Here is a 20,156-nt window from a genome sequence, read left to right on the forward strand (position 1 = left end):
ATCGAGATGCTGGAGGGGCGAAAGTCCCGAGATAGAAAGGGTTGTTCATGGTGAATGGGCAATTGCGCCTGTTTTCTGGCGTTTGAAAAATGACACTTTGCAAACAACTTTAAAGTTCTGCCGTTCGATACGGTTGATGTACGAGTTGCTCAGGGAAGATTGTATGAAAAACGCCATATTCTGGTGCCGAGGGAAGGGAGGGTGAAAGTTTCAGGGAACCTCTGCTGCGATATTCCGTACAGCCCGCTTATATGCAACAAAACCTTACCGCGAGATGCATTCCGATGACCGCTGAAAGCTCTGTATCCCTTGTTTTACACCGCCTGTGGACTACGAGGCGCAGGCCCGGCCAGCCGGACAAAAAAATGTCAGATTTTGAGTCCCGGCCTGGACCTTTTCCCGCAATGCGCAATCATTACTGCGTGGAAAACATAAGGAGAGACGCATGTTCATTCGGTCATTGACCTTCGCTACTCTGCTCGCTGTCGCCGGCCCGCTCCTGGCGGCCGACAACGATGGCCCATTGGCTCAGGACCTGGGCAAGTCACGGCCTTTGATCGTGATCGCCCCCAGCACCGTGGACCCGACCCTGGTGAGCCTGAAGAAGTCCCTGGAAGAGCCGGCCACCCGTCAAGCCTTCAACGAACGCAACATGGTCCTTTACACGGTGATCAACACCATCGGCCAGCGCGATGGCAAGGACATCGATCCGCAATCCACCATGGCCCTGATCCGCAGCCTCAAGCTGGGGGCGGGGGCCCAGACCAAGGTGATCCTGGTGGGCAAGGACGGCGAGAAAAAGCTCGAGCACTCAGGGGCCATCGAGCTCAAGGAAGTCTTCGGCGCGGTCGACCAGTTGCCGGCGGCGGAGAAGCAGGCCGCGGCCCCAGCGCCGGCCCCCGAGCCGGAAGCCAAACCGGCCAGTGCCAAGGCCGGCAAGGCGGCCAAGCCTGCGGCGGCGCCCAAGGCGCTGGACGACTGAAATGCATAGCCGGCCAGCCCGGGGCAGGTGCTGAGCGCCGCGGAACTTGCCCAGCGTCATCGCGTCAGCCTTGGCGCGGTTACAGCGTTTCGAGGGTCTGGCGCAGCCCGTCGACGATCATCTCCACTTCCGCCGCATCGATCACCAGAGGTGGCAGCAGGCGGATGGTCGTGCCCCGGGTGACATTGATCAGCAGGCCATGATCACGGGCGGCGATCTGCACCAACTGCCGGGCCGGCTGCCCCAGCTCGATACCCACCATCAGCCCCAGTCCGCGAATTTCCCGCACTGCCGGATGCCCCGCAAGCGCCTCCCGCAGCCGACCTAGCAGCTGGGCGCCGCGCTGCTCGGCGTTGCTCAGCAACTGCTGTTCCTCGATGATGTCCAGCACGGTGCAGGCCGCCCGGCAGGCCAGGGGATTGCCGCCGAACGTACTGCCATGGCTGCCTGGGGTGAACAGTTCGGCGGCCTTGCCCCGGGCCAGGCAGGCACCGATGGGAACGCCGTTGCCCAGGCCCTTGGCCAGGGTCATCACGTCCGGCACCACGCCCTCGTGCTGGCACGCGAACCAGCGCCCGGTACGACCGATGCCGCTCTGGATCTCGTCGAGCATCAGCAGCCAGTTGCGCCGGGTGCACAGCTCACGCACGGCCTTGAGGTAGCCGGGCGCAGCCAGCTGGATGCCGCCTTCACCCTGGATCGGCTCCATCAGCACCGCACTGATGCGCGGACCGTGCTGGGCAGCCAGCGACTCCAGGGCGGCCAGATCGCCGAACGGCACCTTGAGAAAACCTTCCGGTAACTGGCCATAACCCAGGCGCACTGCCGGGCCATCGCTGGCGGAAAGGGTGGCCAGGGTACGGCCGTGGAAAGCGTTGTGCATGACCACCACCAGGGGCTGTTCGATGCCCTTGTGCCAAGCGTGAAGGCGCGCCAGCTTGAGCGCGGTTTCATTGGCCTCGGCCCCGGAATTGTTGAAGAACGCCCGCTCCATGCCACTCAGCTGGGTCAGTTTGGCGGCCAGTTGCTGCTGCCAGTGGATGTCATAGAGATTGGAACTGTGTAGCAGCAGGCCGGCCTGTTCGCGGATGGCGCTGACCAGGCGCGGATGAGAGTGGCCGATACCGGTCACTGCGACTCCGGCGATGGCGTCCAGGTACTCACGCCCGCTCTGGTCCCAGAGGCGGCTGCCCAGGCCCTTGCAGAAGCTCAGGGCAAGGGGCTGGTAGGTGCTCATCAGGCAGGCGGCGGTCATGGCGGGCGACTCCATCTCAGGGGGTGTGCTGCCAGTATCGTTAGCCATTCAGGCTAGATAAACTCGCCATTTCTTTAATCATCTTGAAGTCAGGGTTGATAATGGATCTGTTCCAGGCGATGTCGGTGTACGTCAAGGTGGTGGAAGCGGGAAACATGACCGCCGCTGCCCGGGAATGCGGCATGTCCACCACCATGGTGGGCAATCACCTGCGTGCCCTGGAGCAGCGCCTCGGGGTGCGCCTGCTCAATCGCACGACGCGCCGCCAGCGCCTTACCGAGTTCGGCACCGAGTACTACCAGCGCTGCCTGGCGGTGCTGGGCCTGGTAGCGGACTCCGAGCGCCTGGCGGAGCAGGCCCAGGGCGAGCCCTCCGGCACCTTGCGCATCACCGCGCCGCTGACCTTCGGCACCGAGCGCCTGGCGCCGGCCTTGAGCGAGTTCCAGCAGCGCTGTCCCCTGGTCAAGGTGGAGCTGACCCTGGCCAATCAGCGTTTCGACTTGAGCGACGGCGCCTTCGATGTGGCCGTGCGCCTGGGCAACCTGGATAACTCCTCGCTGATTGCCCGGCCGCTGCAGGATTACACCCTGACCATCTGCGCCGCTCCGGAGTACCTGGAGCGTTGCGGCACCCCGCAGGTTCCCGAGGATCTGCAGCAGCACAACTGCCTGGCATTTGCCTACCCAGCCGGTGACGAGTGGAGCTCCACCGCCACGCAATGGCCGTTGCGCGGGCCCGAGGGGGATGTGCTGGTTCCGGTGTCCGGCTCGCTGCTGACCAACACGTCGTCCGGCCTGCACCGGGCGGCGCGGGGTGGGCTGGGGCTGGTGATGATGCCCGATGCGCTGGTGGAGGAAGACCTGCAGCAGGGCCGTCTGGTGCCGGTGCTGCAGGATTATCAGTTGCCCTTCCGGACGATGCATCTGCTCTATGCCCAGGACCGCTATCGCTTGCCCAAGCTGCGCAGCTTTGTCGACTTCGCCCTGGAGAAGTGGGGGCGTCAGGCTGACTCGCTGGCCAGCAGCATCATCGCTGCCGACAGGGTGTGACCGTCGGTGATCTGGCCGGCAGCGACCATCGCCAGCAACTCCTGGCGGCTGACCCACAGCAGGTGGTCCACCTCGCCATCGGTGGCGGTGGTCTGCTGTTCGGCGATCTCCACCTGACACACCGCCACCGCGCTGGCGATCAGCGAGGTGTTGCTGTGCAGCAAGCCCAGTTGGCGGACTTGCGATGCCTGCCAGCCGGTCTCTTCCAGCAGTTCCCGGGCCGCCGCGTCACAGGCGCTTTCCCCGGCATCGATGGCGCCCCGGGGAAACTCGATGGACTGGCCGCCAATGGCTCGGCGCTTGAGGTCCACCAGCATCAGCCGGCCATCGGCCAGGGTCGGTACGGCCACCACGCCGTTCACCGCCTGGGCTTCCTTGATGATGAAGTAGCCGTTTTCGCGGACCACCTTGAAGTACGGGGTTTCCAGCAGGCACTGGCTTTCGATGACGGAACTCATGGGCGGTATTACTCCAGAAAACAACGATCGAACAGGTACAACTCGGTGGGCTTGAGGGTTTCCACTGTGGCCTGAGGGCGGCCGCCATCCCCGCTTTTCTTGCGTCCGGTTTCCTGCAGGTAGCCGGCTTCGCTCATCTTCAGCAGGCGCTGGCGAATGCTGGTCTTGAGCACTGGCCGTTGCAGCACCAGGGAGAAGATGCTCACCGCCTCCGGGGCGCTGAACTCGTTGCCGAGAAACATCAGCGGCAGGCTGCTGTACAGGGACTTGGAAAACAGCCGCTCCTGCACCTGGGCCACCAGCGCGTTGTGGTCGAAGGGCAGCTTGAAGGCGCCGCTGGCGACCTCGCCCAGAGCAAAGAACCCCTGATGCGCAGCGGGCTCCACCGGCTCGCTGACGATCCCCAGGTAGAAGGTCGAGGACGACCAGCAGCGCGGGTCGCGAAAGGCGTCGCCTACGGTGCCCACCTGTTCCAGCCAGGCCAGGGGCATGTCCACCTTGCTTGAACGGCGCAGGCGTTCCACTGCGTCATTCAGGCTGCGGTCCTCGACATCGCCGTTGACCACGATGCCCGGCAGCGCCCAGTGCCCGGTGAAAGGCTCGCTGTCGCGTTGATGGAGAAGGATTTCCAGCTCGCAGCGCTCGCGGTTGTAGCGCAGCAGGCACAGGTCGATGGTGTGCAAGTAGGCGCTGGGGAGGGTGGTGCGGTCGTGCATATCAACTTCCGTGGACGGCGTAGAGGCCGTAGTTTAGCGGATTCATGCCCGGTGCCAGCCATTGGCTGGGCGGTGTTTCGCCCCGGGCCAGGCACTGGCGCAATACGCTGCTGCGGACCCCGGGCTGTTCCTCGATGCAGAGGATGGAAAAGCGTTGCAGCAATTCCTCGCCGCGGTGGAACCTGGGCAACCGACAAGCGACGTCTTCACCCACCACCAGGGCGATGCGCTTGCCGTCCAGGGCCAGGTCGTCGGCCAGGCGTTGCAGCAGGGTGAAGCTGTAGACCGGACCCGGATCGGCCAGGGCCAGTTGGCGCTCCAGGCGGCTGACCGCCAGCTCGGCCTGGCACTCGGGCTGCAGGTGCGTGGTGATCGTCTGCAACCAGCTGGCCCGTTGCTCGAAATCGGCCATGCGCTTGCCATCCGGATGGCAAAAGCTCGGGACTACTAGTACCCGGCGGGCGTGGCGAGCGGCTTCGAGCATCACCTGGGCGTGTCCGGCGTGGGGCGGGTTGAAGGCGCCGCCATAGAGGGCCAGTTCAAACATCTGCTTCTCCTCGTTAGGTACATGACGTGTACCTTAGCATCGCTTTTGTCGGCGGAGAATCTACTTTTTCAGCTTATTTGTTCGGTTTGATTGAAGTGCGATTGAGAAAAATAAAATCCAGAGAGGGCTTGCCATGAAAGTACATGACATGTACTTTGTGCTCCATGCAGAGGAGAGACCCAGCATGAACAGCCAAACGATGAAGACCGCTTCCTTCGATGTCGATGCACAAAAGAGCTTTACCCCGCTGTGCCCGGACGAGTTGCCCGTGACCGAAGGCGATCGCATCGGCGGCGAGCTGAATTTCATGGCGACCCTGGCCAGCCTGCGCATCGGCAGCAAGGACGCCCACAGTCCCCGAGCCCCCTGGGTGGTGGCCGGGCACGACCAGATGCTCCAGCCCACTGGCCTGGCGCACGCCGACCTGACCTGGGTCAGCCACTGCGTGCCGGGCACCGAGGGTTTTACCCTGCTGGACGAGCTGCCCACGCCTTATGACTACGACTACTTCGTGTGGAAGGGCGTGGAACCGGACCTGCACCCCTATGGCGCCTGCTACCACGACTTGCACGGCAAGCTCTCCACCGGCGCCATCGAGTACCTCAACAGCCAGGGCGTGGAGCAGGTCATCGTCGGCGGCCTGGCCCTGGATTTCTGCGTCAAGACCACCGCCCTGCAACTGGCCGCCGCCGGCTTCAAGGTGATCATTCACCTGCCGGCCTGTCGCGCCATCAGCGCCGAGGGTGCTACCCAGGCGATCGACGATATGCAACGAGCGGGCATCGCGGTTGCCGCGACCCGCGAAGAAACCGCCAGACTGGCCAAGGCTTGAGGAGTCATCATGGAAAGTGCATTCGACCGTAACAACGGCGTGATTCAGAGCCTGCTGGACACCGACTACTACACCTTCACCATGATGCAGGCGGTGCTGCACCAGCACCCCAATGTCGATGTGGAGTACCAGTTCATCGTTCGCTCCAAAGAGTCCCTGGTGCACCTGATCCCCGAGATCCGCCAGGAACTGGAAAAGCTCGCCGGCCTGCAGATGCGCGAAGGCGAACAGCGCTTTTTGTTCAACAAGCGTTTTCGTGAGTACCTGACCCCGGACTTCGAGCAGTTTCTCGGTCTGTTCCGCTTCAACCTGCGCTACATCCACGTGGCGGCGGTCGACGGCCAACTGAGCATTCGCGTCCGCGGCCCGATGTTGCACTGCATCATGTTCGAGCAGCCGGTGCTGGCCATGGTCAGCGAATTGCGCAACCGCGATAAGTACCCCGAAGTGGAGCTTGAGGATGTCACTCGCCGGCTCTATCAGAAGTTTGAATGGCTGGAGAAAAACGCCAGTCGCGACGAGCTTGCCGAGTTCCGCGTCTCGGATTTTTCCACCCGCCGGCGCCTGTCGTTCAAGGCCCAGCGCGAAGTGGTGAAGATCATGCGCAGCGATTTCCCCGGGGTCTTTGTCGGCACCAGCAATGCGCACCTGGCCTACGAGTTCGACCTGCCGCTGATCGGCACCATGGCCCACCAATGGCTGATGGTGCACCAGCAACTGGGGCGGCTGCGCGAGAGCCAGAATGCGGCCCTGGAGAATTGGGTGCACGAGTATCGCGGACGCCTCGGCATCGCCCTGACCGACTGCATCAGCACCGATTTTTTCCTCAAGGATTTCGACCTGTACTTCGCCAAGCTCTACGACGGCCTGCGCCAGGATTCCGGGGACCCGATCCTCTGGGCCGACAAGGTCCTGGCCCGCTACCGTGAGCTGGGCATCGATCCTCGGACCAAGGACCTGATGTTCTCCGATGGCCTGAACTTCGAGAAATGCCTGCCGATCCTGCGCCACGTGCGTGGCCAGGCCCGGTTCGGTTTTGGCATGGGCACCAGCCTGGCCTGCGATGTCGAAGGTGTCGAGCCGCTGAGCATCGTGATGAAGCTGGTGCGAGTCCACGGTGAACCGGTGGTGAAGTTCTCCGACGACCCGATCAAGAACGTCTGCGAAGACCCGTCGTTCCTTCGGTACGCCGCCCAGGTGTTCAACGTCAACCTTGCCAACTCGCCTCTGGAGGCCTGATATGAGCAGTCCAACCCAAGAACGCATTGCCCGGGAACTGGGCATCGACCGGCAACTGGTGCCTGGTGGCGAAGCCCTGGAAATCGCCCGGCGAGTGGCCTTCATCCAGCAAGTGCTGCGCGAGTCCGGCTGCACGACCCTGGTGCTGGGCATCAGTGGCGGAGTCGACTCCCTGACGGCCGGCCGCTTGTGTCAACTGGCGGTGGAGCAACTGCGCGGGGCAGGGCAGGAGGCGCGATTTATCGCCATGCGCCTGCCCTATAAAAGCCAGGCGGATGAAAGCGATGCCCAGGCGTCCCTGGACTTCATTCGCCCGGATAGCATCAGCACCTGCAACATTGCCGACAGCGTCGATGGAATGATGAATCAGCTGCGGATCGAAGGCTTGCAGCCCTCGGCGGCCCTCAGCGATTTCGCCAAGGGCAACGTCAAGGCCCGGGCGCGGATGATCGCTCAGTACGCCGTGGCCAACTTCAGCAACGGCCTGGTGGTGGGCACCGACCACGGCGCTGAAGCCCTGATGGGCTTCTTCACCAAATACGGCGACGGCGCCTGCGACCTGGCCCCGTTGTCGGGCCTGACCAAGACCCAGGTGCGGCTGCTGGCCGATGCCCTCGGCGCTCCCGCCCAACTGGTGCACAAGGCGCCCACGGCGGACCTGGAAGAACTGGCCCCGGGCAAGTTGGACGAAACGGCTTACGGCTGCAGCTACGAAGAAATCGATGCCTACCTGATGGGCGAGCCCGTCACCGACGCGGTGCGTCACCTGATCGAGCGTGCCTACCTGCGCACTGCTCACAAACGCGCCTTGCCACGGACCCCCGCGACAGCCGGCCTCTAGCAACGGACTTGCGTTGTCCGTCGGATCGCCTTCGCCGGCAAGCCGGCTCCTACAGACCGCGCCACCCCGAATACCGTAGGAGCTGGCTTGCCAGCGAAGGGGCCCGTACGATCGCCTTCGCCGGCAAGCCGGCTCCTACAGACCGCGCCACCCTGAATACCGTAGGAGCTGGCTTGCCAGCGAAAGGGCCCGTACGATCGCCTTCGCCGGCAAGCCGGCTCCTACAGATCGCGCTGCCCTGAATACCGTAGGAGCTGGCTTGCCAGCGAAGAGGCCCGCAGAGTCATCGCCATTCGCCGGCGGTCAGAGTCAGCGGTTTTCGCCTCCATGCCACCAGCGGGGGCGCTGGCCCTTGAACGAATGGCGGGTCGGTGCCAGTGCCTTGCGGTTGTTGCTGTCGAAGGCACCCAGCAGCAAGGCAACGGTCGGCTCATCATCGATGGCCCCCAATGAACTGCCGCAATGTGGGCAGAACGCCCTGCTGGAATAGTCCGATGACCTGAAAGTCGCCGGTGCGCCGCCAGGGCCAGTCCAGGTCACCCGTTCCCGGGGGAATTCGACCCACGCCAGCGTCAGCGCGCCGCTGTGGCGCTGGCACAGTTTGCACGAGCAGGTATGGGGATTGGCGGCAGGCCCCCGGGCCTCGAAGCGAATCTGCCCGCACAGGCAGCCGCCCTGGTACAGGCTGGCAGTCATCAGCGTGGGTTCTCCTGAGGAATCAAACGGTCCTTTTCCAAGTCATGCAGCAGCTCATCGAGCATCTCTCTGCGGCTTTCGATCTGCACCGGCGGAACATACCAGGCCGCCACACTATAGCCTTCACGACGGTAGTCGTAGGTCTTGAGCAGTTGGCCGTCCTTGAGCAGGCTGCCGCGCAAGTTGCTCTGGTAGGAGTAGGGCAGGGGGAAGGTCAGCAGGGTGATGGCATTCAGCGCGCCAAGCAACCCCGCGCTCTTGCCGCCTGGCTCGCTGATCAGCAGGCGGTAGCCGCTGCGGCTGTAGCCACCATCGAGAAAGGAGAAGGCTCCGGTTTGACGCAGGGCGGCGATGGTTTCCCGTTGCTCCTGTTCGTCGAAGCGACTTTTCACCGGGCCCAGGTCCAGGGTCAGCGGTACATAGGGATGTTGACTGCGGTAGTCCAGCGGCGCCATTTGGGTGCCACAACCGGTGATGGTCAGTGCGCCGCACAGCAGGGCAGTCAAACCTATGGGGTTCATTGGGCCTGACTCGCGCTTGGCAACAGTTGATCCTGACGCAGGTCGCCGGCAAAGGCGCGGGCGATGCGCTGGATATTCTGCTCTTGCATTTCACCGCCCTGATCCAGCAGCCAAGTGTATTTATGCGTCAGGTTGCGATAGCTGTATTGCTTGAGCACCTTGCCCTCGTGCAGCAGGGTGATGTCGGTGCGGGTATCGATGCCATTGGACAGCGGCATCAGGAACAGGGTGGCGGCACTGAGGAAGATCAGCGGCATCGGCGGGATCTCGCGGTCGGACTTGAATTGAATCCGAGCGCTGTAGTCGCCAGGTTCGCCGGCGCCGGTCTGGACATTCTCGAACACTCCGGTGGCACGCAGGGCGTTGCGCAATTCGGCGGCGCGCAATGGGTCATCGACCATCACATGCAGGGGCATCAAATAGGCTTGGCCATCCGTCAACGGACGGTCCGGCAAGGTGTCGGTTGCCGCGCAGCCCGCGAGCAGCAGAAGGGCGCAAAGGCTCAGGCAGGATTTCATGGATGAATCTCCGCAGTGGCGTTGGCTGGGCTGGTTTGCTTGTCGACGGGAAGGATGAAGGGCTTGGCCTTGTCCAGATCCAGCGGCATCCATTGCAGGTCCGGCAGCCCCGGCACCTGGCGCTGGGCAATCACGGCGTCACGGGGCATTTGATTGCTCCAGGCAAAGAAGCACTGGGTCACTTGGCTGCAGACCGAGCGAAACTCGCCGATGTAATACGCCTTGCCCGCCTCCAGGCGCAGCGGCAGTACGAACTCTTCGCGCGCTTCCTGGGATTGCAGGCGTGAGCCGAGCCCCGGGGTGTAGACCATGGACCAGAACTGGAAGTTGTAGAACTCGTAATCACCCGGTTTGAGCGGCATGACAAATACACTGCCGGCGGCGCGGGGTTCATGGATGTCCTCAGGCGTTGGTCGTGGGTCGCCCTCCCAGAGTGCCGCGGCGCCATTGATTGAGCCGCGTTTGCGAATCAGCAGGCGCAGGTTGGTGGCGGCACCGCCGCCGCCCAGGTACTGCGGGCCAATAGCGCCCACCAGATAGGTCGTGGGTTCGTTGGCTGCGGGTTGCAGAGGGGCGCTGACGATGGCGGCGGGTTGGCTGATGCAGCCAGAAACAATGCTGGTGGCCAGCAGCAAGGACGAAGCCTTGATTACGCGGAACATGGGGAACCCTGAAAATGACTTTGGACAAGGCGCAGGCAGGGAGGCATGAGTGTCTGTACATGGCCTTCCCTGGCGCCGCTCGTGAGCGGCGCGATGGTACGAGAACCTTAGGGCTTTGTGTAGCGCGTTACCCGGAATGACCTGCCCGGCGGCGCTATTGACCGAACCCCGGCGCTGCCTCTTCGACCTTTCTTTTGTACTGCACCTTGGCCTGGTCGGGGTTGCAGGACAGCAGGGCATCGACTTGGACAAAGCCCTTGCGCAGCACCAGCCTTGCTCGCCACTGATTGCCGCACGCACCAAAGAGCCCGGCGCTGAGCAGCCAGCCCAGGGCGAACCAAGGGTAGCCGGCGCCTGTATCGGGGATCAGCAGGGTCAGGCCCAGGGCGGCCAGGGTGAGGACGGTTACCCCGTGCAGGCCGGCGCAGAACGACCAGAGCACGGTGAAAAAGCACGCGGCAAAATTGAAACCCAGGGCCACCGCCTCCAGTTCGCCCTGGGGGTTGCGGTAGAGGCGGTACAGGCGTGTCTGCTGCTCCTTGAGGTGCTGTTTGATCCGTCTCTCACGCTTGGCAACCTGGATTTTCTCCTCGGCGCTGAGGTCGCTGTCATCGAAGATTTCCTGGAAAGTTTCTTCCAGCAGGTAATAGCCGGTGTAGTCGCTGCAGCGGCCGATGAGGTACAGGGCGTCGACGCGATAGCGGCGGTTGAGCTTCAACTGGGTATCACCACTGAAGAAGCTGTTGGCCGAGGTCTGGATGTGCAGGCAATGCTTGCCAAAGCTGTATTCGATATAGGGCTTGCCGGCAGTCTGAACCCGGCGGCGGTCAAAGTAGCCTTCCAGTTGCTCCACCTTCACTCCCGTGACGTCAGCCCTGGGTTGCGCCTGGGCGTTGAGCCACTTGGCGGTGCTCCAGCCACCGACCATCAGGCAGAGGAAGCCGCACAGGATGACCTTGGCGAACAGCGGGCCATCCAGCAGGCCGATGAGGATGAGGCAGGGGAGCAACACAATGCCCGACAGGATGCAGGTGGTTTCAACATCAGCCTTCCAGGCGCGGGTCAGGTCTTGATTGATACGGTCGATTCTTTCCTGGTCGAGGACTCGGATAACGGCGGTCTCGCTGGGCCCAAGCCTCGGGCTTGGGCGGGTCTGGACAAGACGAAGCACAGGGACCGCCCGCGGGTTCGGGGCGGTCCATGCCTTCGAGGGGCGGGCAGACTACTGAACAAAGGGCCGGCTCATCAAGCTTTGCCGGCGCCTGGGTTGGCGCCCGACTCGCGCCGGGCCCTCAGCGCAGTTTCTCCAGCATCTGGTAGTACCACATGCCTGCCGCCAGCATCGGGTTGCCCAACTGGTCGCCAAAGGGCACGCGGATGTGCTGGCAGGCGGCGAAGGTGTCGTAGTGGCCGAGGTGGCCGGTCAGGGCCTCGGCCATGATCTCGCCCATGATGTGGCTGGTGGCCACGCCGTGCCCGGAGTAGCCCTGGCAGTACCAGACGTTGTCCGAGAGCTTGCCCAGTTGCGGGATGCGGTTGATCACGATGCCCATGGCGCAGCTCCACTGGAAGTCGATGGCCACGCCCTTGAGCGCCGGGAAGGTGCGCTCGATGCAGGGACGCAGTTCGCCGGCGATGTCCCGCGAGTCCTTGCCGCTGTAGTTGGCGCCGCCGCCGAACAGCAGGCGGCCGTCGGCGGTCATGCGGTAGTAGTCGAGCACGAAGCGACAGTCGTAGACCGCCAGGTCCTCGGGGTTGAGGCGCTTGGCCAACTCGCCCAACGGCTCGGTGGTGACGATGCCGCCCATGGCCGGGAAGATCTTGCCCTTGAGCTTTTTCGGCTCCAGCTTGTGGTAGACGTCGCCGGCCAGCAGCACCTGCTTGGCGTCGATCCGGCCCTGGGCGGTGATCACCGCCGGGCGTTCGCCGTGGACGATCTCCAGCACTTGGCTGTGCTCGAAGATCAGCGCTCCCAGGCTTTCGGCAGCCCGGGCTTCGCCGATGCACAGGTTCAGCGGGTGCAGGTGCAGGTTGCGGGTGTTCTTGATCGCGCCGTGATAGAGGTCGCTTTCCAGCAGGCCGCGCACCTGGGCCCGGTCCAGCAGGCTGACTTCGTCGCCCATGCCGCGGTGCACCGCTTCTTCGTAGTCGGCCCGCAGGCCCGGCAGGTGGCTGGGCTTGTAGGCCGCGTGCAGGTGGCCGTGCTTGAGGTCGCAGGCGATGGCGTATTTCTCCACCCGCTGCTGGATGATCCGGTGCCCGCGCCAGCGCAGGTTCCAGATGAAGTCATCGACTTCCTTGCCGAGGCTGCGGCCCATCTGTTTGCGCATGGCCTCGTCGCCCGAGAGACTGCCGGTGACCTGGCCACCGTTGCGCCCGGTGGCGCCCCAGCCGATCTTGTGGCTTTCGACGATGGCGACTTTCAGGCCGCGTTCGGCCAGTTCCAGCGCGCTGGCAACGCCGGTGAAGCCGCCGCCGATGATCACCACATCCACCTGATGGGTGCCTTGCAGAGTCGGGTAATGGGTTTCCTGGTTCAGGGTGGCGCTGTAGTAGCTGGGGCAGCGTTCGGCTGCCGGGGTCCGCGGATCGAAGGCGGCTGTCATGGAACAATCCTCGTAGAAAAATCAACCGGGCGGCTGCGTGTAGGGCAGCCGCCAGCGCTTCAGGAGCTGTCGATGATCTGCCGGGCGCAGCTCGGGTCAGGCAAAGTGGTTGCAGGCCGCCTTGCCCATGAGCCCTGCGCCGCAGATCGTTACTGCGGCTCAGGCCTGGGTCAGGTACCAGCGCCAGTCCTGCTCGCCGACTTCGGCCATGAACTGGCGGTACTCGGCACGCTTGACCGCCAGGTACACCCCGAGGAATTCACTGCCCAGGGCGTCCCGGGCCCAGGCCGATTGCTCCAGGGCGATCAGCGAGGTCAGCCAGTCGGTGGGCAGCAGCTCGGTGGCCTGGGCATAGCCGTTGCCTTGCACTGGGTCGCCCGGATCGAGGTGTTCGCGCAGGCCGCGATGCACGCCGGCGAGGATCGCCGCCGCCGCGAGATAGGGGTTGGCGTCGGCGCCGCAGATGCGGTGTTCGATGTGCCGACTGTTGGCCGGGCCACCGGGCACCCGCAGGCTCACGGTGCGGTTGTCGACGCCCCAGGTCGGCGCCAGGGGCGCGTAGCTGTTGGCCTGGAAGCGCCGGTAGGAGTTGGCGTTGGGGCAGAACAGCAGCAGCGATTCCAGCAGGGAAGCGAGCATGCCGCCCACTGCCTGGCGCAGTAGCGGGGTGCCGGCCGGGTCCTCGGAGGCAAACAGGTTGCGGCCCGCGGGGTCGGCAATGCTCACGTGCATGTGCATGCCGGTGCCGGCCAGGTGATCGAAGGGCTTGGCCATGAAGGTGGCCTGCATCCCGTGCTTGTGGGCCACGGCCTTGACCAGGCGCTTGTAGCGCACCGCCTGGTCCATGGCCTCCAGGGCATCGCCGTGTTCCAGGGTGATTTCCACCTGGCCTGGGGCGTACTCGGAGATCGCCGTGCGCGCCGGAATGCCCTGCAGTTTGCAGGCGGCGTAGAGGTCGGCGAGGAAGGGTTCGATCTGCTCCAGCTCCCTCAGACCATAGACCTGGGTGCTGCGCGGACGACCGCCATCGGCGTCAAGTGCCGGTTGCGGGCGGCCATTGCCGTCGCGCTTGGCGTCCAGCAGGTAGAACTCCAGCTCGCAGGCCATCACCGGGTGGTAACCCTCGGCCTTGAGGCTGTCGATGACCTTGATCAGCAGGTGGCGCGGATCGGCGATACTGGCGGGCAGGCCCTCCTGCGGGTGCATGCTGACCTGCACGGCGGCCGTGGGGATCTGCCGCCAGGGCAGGCGCACCAGACTGCCGGCCAACGGGTAGGCACGGCAGTCGATATCGCCCACGTCCCACACCAGCCCGGAATTCTCCACGTCGTCGCCGTTGAGGGTCAGGCCGAGGATGGTGCTGGGCAGGGGGCGACCGCTTTCATACACCGCCAGCAGTTCTTCGCGGTGCAGCAGCTTGCCCCGGGGCACGCCGTTGGCGTCGAGGATGAACAGCTCGATCATGTCGATATCGGGGTGGGCGGCCAGGAAGTCACGGGCTTCGTCGAGGGCTGCAAATTTCATGAGGAGTCTCGCTTGCGCCATCAAGGCGCACAGGTTTTCAGGTCCTGCAACGACGCCGCGCACGGTGCGGTTGCAAGGGTAGAAATCAGGTCTGGGAGCGGCACGCGCAGGAGGGCGCGATCAGGCCAGAAGCGAGTGATCCGGAGGACGTGAGGAGTGGCGCAGACGGGAACGGCACAGGGCCATGGGCAGGTTGACCAGAAGCTTCATGGGCAGGGCCTGTCCAGGAAGTACACACCGATGACGGCAGCGCGGTCCTCATGGACCTCATGGAGCGCAGGAGCGTGGCAGCGGCAGGACAGTGAGAACCGAGCGTCGACAAGCGCACCGCGGCCACTGTGCAGGGGCGCGGGAGCTGATCTGTCGAATCCGTGAAACGGGCTCAGGGGATGCATCGGCCGGGTGATCTCGCTGTCGAGTTCGTTGTGATTATTCTTTATGTGAACCGGGCGCTGGTGGGGCGGATCAATGGGTCCGTCTCCCCAGGGCGGATCAATACTGCAAGAATCCGCCAGCCAATGTAAGGGGGGTAAAAGGCTCAAGTCCCCTGGCGAGCGTCCTTCGAACAGAGGGAGAGGTGCGTGCTAGAGCGGTGCAGTCCTGATGTCAGGAGTGTCTGATTTTTTTTACAGAACCTCAGTAGACCCCGGGCAGCAGGCGCCAGCTGTGGGCGCAATAGTCGTCGTACTCCTGGCCGAAATGGCTGCGCAACAAGGCTTCTTCGGCATGAATTCGCGCGATCAGCGGGATCAGGGTCAGGGCCGCCAGCAGCAGCCCCAGCCCGGAGCGAAAGGCCAGGGCCCAGCCCACGGCGTTCACCAGCAGACCGAGGTAGCTGGGGTTGCGCAGGTGGCGATACAGGCCGTCCACCACCAGCCTGTGCCCGCTCTGGATCGCCACCAGTCCACTGAAGCGTCGGCCGAGGATGAACACGGGCCACAGGCGCAGTACGCCGCCGAGGGTGAACAGCAAGGCACCCAGCCAGCGCAGGCCTTCGTCGCCAAAGGTCCAGAAGTCGATGCGGTCGCTGTAGGCCGGAACGAAGCCGCTCAGCAGGCCGATCACGGCGAAGGCCCCAAGCACCCAGCGGTTGCCCTGGTCCTCCTGCACGCCGCTGCTGAGGTTGACCTCGCTGTACAGCGAGGCCACCACCATCAGCAAGGTGACGATGACGATCAGGTTCAGGGGCGGGTGGGCGAAGAACGCCGTGAAACCGCCGAGGCCCCAGATTGCCAGGCCCAGGTAGGCAAGGGCGCCGAGCACGCTGGAAACGGCCAGTCGAGGAGAGATGTTCATGTTGATCGCCCAGGGTGAGGAGCCTCCCCTGAGTGTAGGAGTCCGCTTGCGGGCGAATGCGCTCGTTCGTCCGCCAGCGCGCCTCAGGCCGATCAGGCGCTCGTCCTTTGCGTCAGGTGGCTCACCAGGAAATCGATGAAGGCCCGGGTCTTCTGTGGCACGCGCCGGGCCGAGGGATAGACCACGTTGACGCTGATGGGCGGCGCCTGCCATTCACACAGCACCGGCACCAGGCGTCCGGCGGCCAACGCATCCTCGACGATGAAATCCGGCAACAGGGCGATGCCCATGCCGGCCTCGGCGGCCTGGGCCAGCAGGTCGCCATTGTTGGCGTGCAACGGTCCGGTGACGTGTACCCGCTGGGTGTCGCTGCCGTGGCTCAATTGCAGGCTGACCCCGCTTTGCAGGTAGCCATAGTTGAGGCACTGGTGGCTGCTCAGCTCCTTGGGGTGGCCAGGCACTCCGGCCCGAGCCAGGTAGCTGGGCGCGGCCACCATGATCCGCGGCGCCGGTGCCAGTTGGCGGGCCACCATGGATGAATCCGGCAGGCTGGCGATGCGCAGGGTGACATCGAAACCGCCGCGCACCGGGTCCACTTGCTGGTCGCTGAGCACCAGTTGCAACTCGATCAGCGGGTGCTGCTCATGGAACAGCGGCACCAGCGGCCCGAGCCGACGCAGACCGAAGGACATCGGTGCATTGACCCGCAACACCCCGCGCAATTCGGCGATGCCGTCCCGGGCCCGCTGCTCGGCTTCGTCCACGGTCGCCAGCACTTCCCGGGCACTTTCGTAGTACTCGGCACCGGCCTCGGTCAAATGCAGGCTGCGGGTGGTGCGCTGCAGCAGTTGCACGCCGATGGCTTCTTCCAGAGCCTGGATCTGTTTGCTGACCTTGGAGCGGGGTACGTCCATTGCCCGGGCAGCGGCGGCAAAACCGTTCTCGTCAACGGTGACGACAAAGGCGCGCATGCATTGGATGCGGTCCATGATTGTCCCTTATTTGGAATCAATGATTCTCGATTTTAGGGAATTGTCGCTGTTTCAGCCATCCCCTAAATTAGCCACCAAGCCGGACGCAAAGGGGCGCAGCAGCGCCATCAGCCGGTCATGTTCGACCCTCACTCTCTGACTGCAAAAGGAACGCGCCATGTCCATTCGTGAATTGCTGAACCCGGCCAACTCGGCCCTGATTCTCATCGACCACCAGCCACAGATGGCTTTCGGCGTGCAGTCGATCGACCGCCAGACCCTGAAGAACAACACCGTGGCCCTGGCCAAGGCGGCAAAGATCTTTAACGTGCCGAGCATTCTCACCTCGGTGGAGACCCAGAGCTTCAGCGGCTACATCTGGCCGGAATTGCTGGCAGTGTTTCCTGATCAGCAGCCTATCGAACGCACCTCCATGAACTCCTGGGAAGACCGCAAGCTGGTGGAGGCGGTGAAGGCCACCGGGCGCAAGAAATTGGTGATGGCGGCACTCTGGACTGAGGTCTGCCTGACCTTCCCGGCCCTGGAAGCCCTGGCCGAAGGCTACGAGGTGTACATCGTCACCGACGCCTCCGGCGGCACCAGCCAGGAAGCCCACGACATGGCTGTGCAGCGGATGATCCAGGCCGGTGCGGTACCGGTGACCTGGCAACAGGTGCTGCTGGAATACCAGCGTGACTGGGCGCACAAGGACACCTACGACGCGGTCATGGGCCTGGTGCTGGAGCACAGCGGCGCCTACGGCATGGGCGTGGACTATGCCTACAGCATGGTGCACAAGGCGCCGCAACGTCAGCTGTAGGAGGTGGCTGGCCGGCCAACGCGATCCTGCGGGGCGCTTCGCTGGCAAGCCGGCTGCTACGGGCCTTAACTGTGAAGCGCGGGTGCAGCCCTGCTGCATCCGGCGCGATCTCCTTCCCGACGCTGGAGCCTTGTGATGAATATCGAACTCACCGACGGTGTGGTGACCTTGCTGGTGCGCCACCGGATCAAGCACGGCCAGGAGCAGGCCTATGAAACCTGGCTGCGGCAGATCATCGCCAAGGCCCGCAGCTACCCGGGGCATCTGGGCATCGACGTGGTCCGTGGCCACAGTGGCGGTCTGGGGCTGTTCACCAGCGTGCTGCGCTTTGCCAGCACCGAGCAGTTGCAGCACTGGCTGGATTCCGCCGACCGCCGCGAGCTGGTGCAACAGGCGCAGCATTTGCTGGCCGATGGCGACCAGACCGAAATCAATGCTGACCGTGAGTTCTGGTTCACCCCTCAGGACGCTGCTGCGCCAACCCCGCCACCGCGCTGGAAGCAGGCCTGCGTGACCTTCCTGGTGATCCTGCCGCTGAGCTTTCTGGTGCCTCAGTTATGGAAGCCGGTGTTTGCCCAACTGCCTTGGCTCGGCGCTTATGTGCCAGCCACGGTGCTGATTACCCTGAGCATCGTGCTGCTGGTGGTCTACGTCTTCATGCCCCGGGTCACGCGTCTGTTTCGCCGCTGGTTGCAACCGCGCAGCGCGGCTTGATTCCCCACGACTTTCATCTGGAGCAATGCCATGCAACCCCAAGCAATTGCCGACCTGATTCTGTTCAACGGCCGCCTGCACACCGTGGACCGGGCCAAGCCCCGGGCCAGCGCGGTAGCGATCAAGGACGGTCGCTTCATCGCCGTGGGCAACGACGCCCAGGCCATGGCCCTGCGCGGCGCCGGCACCCAGGTCATCGACCTGATGGGCCGCACGGTGATCCCCGGGCTCAACGACTCGCACCTGCACCTGATCCGCGGCGGACTCAACTACAACCTGGAACTGCGCTGGGAAGGCGTGCCGTCCCTGGCCGATGCCCTGCGCCTGCTCAAGGAACAGGCCCTGCGCACCCCGGCGCCGCAGTGGGTGCGGGTGGTGGGCGGCTGGAACGAATTCCAGTTCGCCGAGAAACGCATGCCGACCTTGGAAGAACTGAACCAGGCGGCCCCGGACACTCCGGTGTTCGTGCTGCACTTGTATGACCGGGCCTTGCTCAATCGTGCTGCGCTGCGGGTGGTGGGCTACGACCGCAACACCCCGAACCCGCCCGGTGGCGAGATTGTCCGCGATGGCAATGGCAATCCCACTGGCATGCTGATCGCCCGGCCCAACGCGATGATCCTTTACTCGACCCTGGCTAAGGGGCCCAAGCTGCCCCTGGAATACCAGGTCAACTCGACCCGCCAGTTCATGCGCGAGCTCAATCGCCTCGGGGTGACCAGCGCCATCGATGCCGGCGGCGGCTTCCAGAACTACCCGGACGACTATCAGGTGATCAACGAACTGGCGGCCAAACAGCAACTGACCGTGCGCATCGCCTACAACCTGTTCACCCAGAAACCCAAGGAAGAACTGACCGACTTCAAGCACTGGACCGCCAGCGTCACCTACGGCCAGGGCGACGACTTCCTGCGGCACAACGGGGCAGGGGAGATGCTGGTGTTCTCCGCCGCCGACTTCGAGGACTTCCTCGAACCGCGCCCCGATCTGCCGCAGACCATGGAGCAGGAGCTGGAACCGGTGGTGCGCCACCTGGTGGAGCAGCGCTGGCCGTTCCGCCTGCACGCCACCTACGACGAATCCATCTCGCGGATGCTCGATGTGTTCGAAAAGGTCGACCGCGACATCCCCTTCAACGGCCTGCCGTGGTTTTTCGATCACGCAGAAACCATCAGCCCGAAAAACATCGAGCGGGTGCGGGCCCTGGGCGGCGGCATCGCCATCCAGGATCGCATGGCCTTCCAGGGAGAGTATTTTGTCGAGCGCTACGGGGCCAAGGCTGCCGAGATGACCCCGCCGATCCAGCGCATGCTCGCCGAAGGCATTCCGGTGGGCGCCGGCACCGACGCCACCCGAGTCTCCAGCTACAACCCCTGGACCTCGCTGTACTGGATGGTCAGCGGCAAGACCGTCGGCGGCCTGGAGCTGTATCCCCAGGGCTTGAGCCGTGACACCGCGCTGGAGCTCTATACCCACGGCAGCGCCTGGTTCTCTTCGGAACAGGGCAAGAAAGGCCAGATCAAGGTCGGGCAACTGGCGGACCTGGTGGCCCTGTCGGCGGACTACTTCAGTGTCGAGGAAGAGGCGATCAAGTGGATCGAATCCTTGCTCACCGTGGTGGACGGCAAGGTGGTCCACGCCGCCGGCGACTTCGCCAAACTGGCCCCACCGAGCCTGCCAGTGACCCCGGACTGGTCGCCGGTGGTCAAGGTGCCGGGGCATTGGAAACCCGGTGCACCGTTGCAGAACCAGGTGCACCAGTGCAGCGGCCCGTGCGCGGTGCATGCCCATGGACACCAGAAGGCACGGCTGTCGAATGTGCCGGTGAGTGACTTCCAGGGGTTCTGGGGGGCGTTTGGGTGTTCGTGTTTTGCGTTCTGAAGCAAGCCAGTAAAAAGGCGACAGGACG

The 20,156-nt window shown here is 64.1% G+C and carries 21 protein-coding genes; 8 read left to right on the forward strand and 13 right to left on the reverse strand.

From position 1 onward, the window contains the following. The first annotated feature begins 445 nt into the window (after positions 1-445). On the forward strand, positions 446-982 hold the full coding sequence (locus P7C00_RS13430) for a DUF4174 domain-containing protein (RefSeq protein WP_404939431.1): 537 nt from the start codon (positions 446-448) through the stop codon (positions 980-982). Between the two features lie 79 nt (positions 983-1,061). Here the strand turns inward: P7C00_RS13430 and P7C00_RS13435 are convergent, their stop codons facing one another. Further along, positions 1,062-2,237 (reverse strand): aspartate aminotransferase family protein, encoded by a 1,176-nt coding sequence (locus P7C00_RS13435; protein WP_404939433.1) that lies wholly within the window; start codon positions 2,235-2,237, stop codon positions 1,062-1,064. A 101-nt stretch (positions 2,238-2,338) separates the two neighbouring features. Between P7C00_RS13435 and P7C00_RS13440 the strand changes: the two genes are divergently transcribed. Then, entirely contained in the window at positions 2,339-3,286 is a 948-nt protein-coding gene (locus P7C00_RS13440; RefSeq protein WP_404939435.1) for a LysR family transcriptional regulator, read from the forward strand. Here P7C00_RS13440 and P7C00_RS13445 read toward each other — a convergent pair. Genes P7C00_RS13445 through P7C00_RS13455 form a run of 3 tightly spaced genes read right to left on the reverse strand, consistent with a single transcriptional unit; the run spans position 3,238 to position 5,007 of the window. Beyond that, positions 3,238-3,744, reverse strand: a complete 507-nt coding sequence (locus tag P7C00_RS13445) for an NUDIX hydrolase (RefSeq protein WP_404939437.1) — start codon at positions 3,742-3,744, stop codon at positions 3,238-3,240. The two genes, P7C00_RS13440 and P7C00_RS13445, sit on opposite strands and share 49 nt — an antisense overlap. An 8-nt stretch (positions 3,745-3,752) precedes the next feature. Then, the gene (locus P7C00_RS13450) at positions 3,753-4,460 is read right to left on the reverse strand and encodes an NUDIX hydrolase (RefSeq protein WP_404939439.1); all 708 of its coding nucleotides are present in this window, start codon (positions 4,458-4,460) and stop codon (positions 3,753-3,755) included. Position 4,461: 1 nt separating this feature from the next. Continuing rightward, positions 4,462-5,007, reverse strand: a complete 546-nt coding sequence (locus tag P7C00_RS13455; protein ID WP_346635763.1) for an adenylyltransferase/cytidyltransferase family protein — start codon at positions 5,005-5,007, stop codon at positions 4,462-4,464. A gap of 184 nt (positions 5,008-5,191) precedes the next feature. Here P7C00_RS13455 and P7C00_RS13460 point away from each other — a divergent pair, with 184 nt between their 5' ends. Genes P7C00_RS13460 through nadE form a run of 3 tightly spaced genes read left to right on the forward strand, consistent with a single transcriptional unit; the run spans position 5,192 to position 7,919 of the window. After that, complete coding sequence (locus P7C00_RS13460; protein ID WP_346635764.1) at positions 5,192-5,839, forward strand: nicotinamidase; 648 nt, start codon at positions 5,192-5,194, stop codon at positions 5,837-5,839. Positions 5,840-5,848: 9 nt separating this feature from the next. Continuing rightward, a complete protein-coding gene (gene pncB, locus P7C00_RS13465) occupies positions 5,849-7,078 on the forward strand; it encodes a nicotinate phosphoribosyltransferase (protein ID WP_346635765.1) in 1,230 nt (409 codons plus the stop codon). Between the two features lies 1 nt (position 7,079). Continuing rightward, entirely contained in the window at positions 7,080-7,919 is an 840-nt protein-coding gene (gene nadE / locus P7C00_RS13470; RefSeq protein WP_404939441.1) for an ammonia-dependent NAD(+) synthetase, read from the forward strand. Positions 7,920-8,228: 309 nt separating this feature from the next. Here nadE and P7C00_RS13475 read toward each other — a convergent pair whose 3' ends face one another. The 9 genes from P7C00_RS13475 to P7C00_RS13515 all read right to left on the reverse strand — a co-directional run bounded on the left by P7C00_RS13475 (position 8,229) and on the right by P7C00_RS13515 (position 16,731). Continuing rightward, positions 8,229-8,615: a GFA family protein gene (locus P7C00_RS13475; protein WP_404939443.1), complete on the reverse strand. Its 387-nt coding sequence runs from the start codon at positions 8,613-8,615 to the stop codon at positions 8,229-8,231. After that, a complete protein-coding gene (locus P7C00_RS13480; protein ID WP_346635768.1) occupies positions 8,615-9,136 on the reverse strand; it encodes a hypothetical protein in 522 nt (173 codons plus the stop codon). The genes P7C00_RS13475 and P7C00_RS13480 overlap by 1 nt, the downstream gene beginning before the upstream one ends. Continuing rightward, on the reverse strand, positions 9,133-9,654 hold the full coding sequence (locus P7C00_RS13485) for a hypothetical protein (protein WP_346635769.1): 522 nt from the start codon (positions 9,652-9,654) through the stop codon (positions 9,133-9,135). The genes P7C00_RS13480 and P7C00_RS13485 overlap by 4 nt, the downstream gene beginning before the upstream one ends. Further along, positions 9,651-10,316, reverse strand: a complete 666-nt coding sequence (locus tag P7C00_RS13490) for a hypothetical protein (RefSeq protein WP_053150851.1) — start codon at positions 10,314-10,316, stop codon at positions 9,651-9,653. The genes P7C00_RS13485 and P7C00_RS13490 overlap by 4 nt, the downstream gene beginning before the upstream one ends. 154 nt (positions 10,317-10,470) lie before the next feature. After that, a complete protein-coding gene (locus P7C00_RS13495) occupies positions 10,471-11,487 on the reverse strand; it encodes a DUF2628 domain-containing protein (protein ID WP_404939445.1) in 1,017 nt (338 codons plus the stop codon). Between the two features lie 121 nt (positions 11,488-11,608). Next, positions 11,609-12,922 (reverse strand): NAD(P)/FAD-dependent oxidoreductase, encoded by a 1,314-nt coding sequence (locus P7C00_RS13500; RefSeq protein ID WP_404939447.1) that lies wholly within the window; start codon positions 12,920-12,922, stop codon positions 11,609-11,611. Positions 12,923-13,081: 159 nt separating this feature from the next. After that, a complete protein-coding gene (locus tag P7C00_RS13505) occupies positions 13,082-14,446 on the reverse strand; it encodes a glutamine synthetase family protein (RefSeq protein ID WP_404939449.1) in 1,365 nt (454 codons plus the stop codon). 636 nt (positions 14,447-15,082) lie between these two features. Then, positions 15,083-15,742 carry an isoprenylcysteine carboxylmethyltransferase family protein gene (locus P7C00_RS13510; RefSeq protein WP_346635773.1) on the reverse strand — a complete coding sequence of 220 codons (660 nt, stop codon included), beginning with the start codon at positions 15,740-15,742 and terminating at the stop codon, positions 15,083-15,085. 92 nt (positions 15,743-15,834) lie between these two features. Then, positions 15,835-16,731 (reverse strand): LysR substrate-binding domain-containing protein, encoded by an 897-nt coding sequence (locus P7C00_RS13515; RefSeq protein ID WP_404939451.1) that lies wholly within the window; start codon positions 16,729-16,731, stop codon positions 15,835-15,837. Positions 16,732-16,891: 160 nt separating this feature from the next. Between P7C00_RS13515 and P7C00_RS13520 the strand changes: the two genes are divergently transcribed. The 3 genes from P7C00_RS13520 (at position 16,892) to P7C00_RS13530 (ending at position 20,128) form a co-directional block, all read left to right on the forward strand. Then, entirely contained in the window at positions 16,892-17,533 is a 642-nt protein-coding gene (locus P7C00_RS13520; protein ID WP_346635775.1) for a hydrolase, read from the forward strand. A 135-nt stretch (positions 17,534-17,668) separates the two neighbouring features. Beyond that, complete coding sequence (locus P7C00_RS13525) at positions 17,669-18,247, forward strand: antibiotic biosynthesis monooxygenase (protein WP_404939453.1); 579 nt, start codon at positions 17,669-17,671, stop codon at positions 18,245-18,247. A gap of 30 nt (positions 18,248-18,277) precedes the next feature. Further along, positions 18,278-20,128: an amidohydrolase gene (locus P7C00_RS13530; RefSeq protein WP_346635777.1), complete on the forward strand. Its 1,851-nt coding sequence runs from the start codon at positions 18,278-18,280 to the stop codon at positions 20,126-20,128. Positions 20,129-20,156 lie beyond the last annotated feature (28 nt).

Origin of the sequence: Pseudomonas sp. JDS08PS003 (assembly GCF_045013505.1) — a bacterium.
GTDB lineage: Bacteria > Pseudomonadota > Gammaproteobacteria > Pseudomonadales > Pseudomonadaceae > Aquipseudomonas > Aquipseudomonas protegens_B.